At 29.8% G+C, this 2900-nt stretch carries 3 protein-coding genes; all 3 read right to left on the reverse strand.

All coding sequences use genetic code 11. The features are described from left to right. Positions 1-15: 15 nt before the first annotated feature. From PVE40_RS12470 to PVE40_RS12480, 3 genes are read right to left on the reverse strand one after another with little or no spacing between them, the layout of a single operon-like run. The gene (locus PVE40_RS12470) at positions 16-801 is read right to left on the reverse strand and encodes a hypothetical protein (RefSeq protein ID WP_274732257.1); all 786 of its coding nucleotides are present in this window, start codon (positions 799-801) and stop codon (positions 16-18) included. A 16-nt stretch (positions 802-817) separates the two neighbouring features. Next, entirely contained in the window at positions 818-1360 is a 543-nt protein-coding gene (locus PVE40_RS12475; RefSeq protein WP_274732258.1) for a hypothetical protein, read from the reverse strand. A 1-nt stretch (position 1361) separates the two neighbouring features. After that, positions 1362-2837 carry a hypothetical protein gene (locus PVE40_RS12480; protein WP_274732259.1) on the reverse strand — a complete coding sequence of 492 codons (1476 nt, stop codon included), beginning with the start codon at positions 2835-2837 and terminating at the stop codon, positions 1362-1364. Between the last annotated feature and the right edge of the window lie 63 nt (positions 2838-2900).

Below are 2900 nucleotides of genomic sequence, written 5' to 3' on the forward strand. Positions count from 1 at the left end.
AATCAGAGAAAAATTTCAGGCGCAAAGGTGTGTACTTTTTCTTTGCAATATTGTGTAGGAATGTCTTGCAAAACACATATACCATCTTCTCATATTGTACATAAGTTCTTTTATTTCTTTAGAGTCCAAATTTTCATTTAAAACACTTAAGTTTTCTGACAAATTCTTTAGTAAGATTTCTTTTGCTATAGAATCAAAGTTACTGGAATATATTTGCAACATCATACTCTCTTTAATAGTTTTATGTCGTACTAACTGACTAACAAAGTAGATTATTTTTTTGGAATCCTCAACTTGTTTAAGTTCGAAAAGAGTGTTAGTCGGGATATAAAAAGACTCATAACTATTATTACGTACTTCTAAAAAACCTAGATAAATTAAAGTATTAACTAATTTTATTTCTGACTCTTTATACTCTCCATACCTAAATTGAAAAACAGTATTTTCAGATAATCTAGTGGATATTTTTTTCAAAAAAGAAAAAACAAAACCTATACTTTTAATTTTTGGAAAATATATGATTGGATTAACATCAATAAAATCCTTATTATTCAATAGTTCAATCATTTCGTCCTTATTAAGGAGTGGACTTCTATTTAGTTTTTTAGGAAGAGAAGAGATATTTACGTTTAAGATTTCTATTCTCTTTCCACTAAGTATATCTTCAATATTCTTATTGCTCTCTATTGTCTCTTGTTTTGCCAAATATTCCGATACGGCTACGGAGGTATCTCTTTCTTCTTCTAAACTAAGACCATCGTCTTCAAGAAAATCGTCCCAATCTATATCTACCATTTTCATAACGGTTGGCCTCCTTTCATCCGTTGATTATGGCTTCAATTTCTTCATCTAATTGGGGCTTAACAAAATGCTTTTCATCTTCTGTTACTTTGGTAGCTATTTCTTCTGGTGAAATTTTCTCTTGATCTAAAAGAACATCTACAACATTCTCAGGTTTGACTTTTATTAACAGCTTAGAATATCTTTCGCCTAATTTTTCAATCCCAAAAAGTGCGTGTGCTTTTAATTCTTCAACTAATGGTTTTAATTCTAAAGTATTTTCATTAATATTAAATACTTCAGCAGCAGATAAAGCTCTTCTTTGATAAACTTTTTCATGTTGTAAAAAAATAAAAAGAATATTTTCTAATTGAGTTCGCCTATCGAAGTAAGTTCTTGAGACTTGTAATCTATCTTGTGTAGTCGCGTCAACCTCACCCTGTCTCCCATAATAAATCCCTAAAAGAGCTGCTTCAACAAACAACTCTGCACCATTTTGGTATAAATCATTATCTATTAAACTACGGGCGATACTTGCATGTTTACCATTTATTATTATGTCGCTAACTATAATAGCCAATTCACTTCACCTCCATTAATTGCATTTCTTTTAGATCATCATTGGTTAATGCATTTTCTCTATCAGACGTTGGGATTGTTAATACATATTTTTTACCAACATATTCATTTAAACTTTCTTCTACTGCGCCTTGATATTGTCTATTTGTACTAAATAGAATTAATTGTTCGACTGAGTTAGGAAGTTTTTCCGAAATTCTTCTTGAAAAAAGATTATCTAAATTCGCAAAGGCGGCGTCTAGAATAATTGCAAATTCTTTTTCATTCATATAGTCAAAACCTTCTTTGGAATTATTTTTCTCTTTAATACGTTCTTTATGAGAATCAATAATCGCTAAAATTAAAGACATACTGATTGAAACTCGTTCCCCTTCGGATGGAGACGCGATATCGCCATTTTTTTCTCGAACTGTATATTCAAAATTATCATTTAGAGAAATTGTTTTTGATTTATATATAATGTCTGAGAAATGTTCATTTGCTTTTTCTTCAATTTGCGTTTTACGTAACTGTCTATCTTTTTCGTTTCTATCTTCAAGTATCCAGATGCTTTGTTCAACAAGGTCGTACTTTATTTGATTAATTTTGTTTTTGTTTTTTTCACTTAATAACTCTTGATACCGTTTTTCTTTTTTTGATCGCTCCGTTTCGTCTATATCCGCTTTAAGAGTTAATCTTACCTTTCTTTCTTTTAACTTTTCACGTTTATACTGTAAATCATTTCTTTTTGTATTTTTTTCTTTTATTTCTTTTGAATCGTTGTTACCAATCGCTTCGCTTAATCGAACTAACTCTTCTTCACCCATAACAATATTGTCAATTAGATCAATATAATCATCACTTACGCGTTCTAAATGAATATAGTCATTTTTTATGCCGGCTATTTCGTCCTTAATGATTGTTTTAAAGTTCTGAACCAACTGTGCATTTGAAATTGGAGGTTGGTAATTTCTTTGTTCGAGTAAGTGTTGAATATGGGAATCGGTAAGTTTTTCTCCACAAATACAATACTCTCTTTCGAGTATTTCGTCGATCGCACTCGCTTGCATATGAGAGATTGTCCGATTTTGAAATTCTTCATTAAATTCAATTTTTTTATATTTTTCATTTAACGATGCAACAAGTGTTTTAATACGATAAGTGTAGTTACTTTGGAGAATATCCTTCTGGTATCCCTCTCTTTTCTGCTTATCATTTGTAATTTTTATATCTAACTCTTGTCTTTGTTTCGTAAGATTTTGAATTTGATCGAACATGTTCAATTTGTCATCCAACCTCTTAATTTCATTTTCAATATTAATAATGTCAATTTCTGTTTGCTCTTTTTCTTTTAGGCTCTCATTTTTTGATTCTTCTAGATCATTTATTTGTTTATTGAGTTGAATAATTTCTTTATCATTAGTTCCTTCAGAGAGGTTATTTTTATAAAACTTTTGCATGCTTTTTAAAGATTTCAATGAATTACCTGAATAATTCATAGTTTTCCTAAATATTCACTAAAAGCGTATTGTGGCGCTATTATTCTATCTGTATCCCTGCAC

The sequence above is a fragment of the Jeotgalibaca caeni genome, assembly GCF_028863945.1.
GTDB lineage: Bacteria > Bacillota > Bacilli > Lactobacillales > Aerococcaceae > Jeotgalibaca > Jeotgalibaca caeni.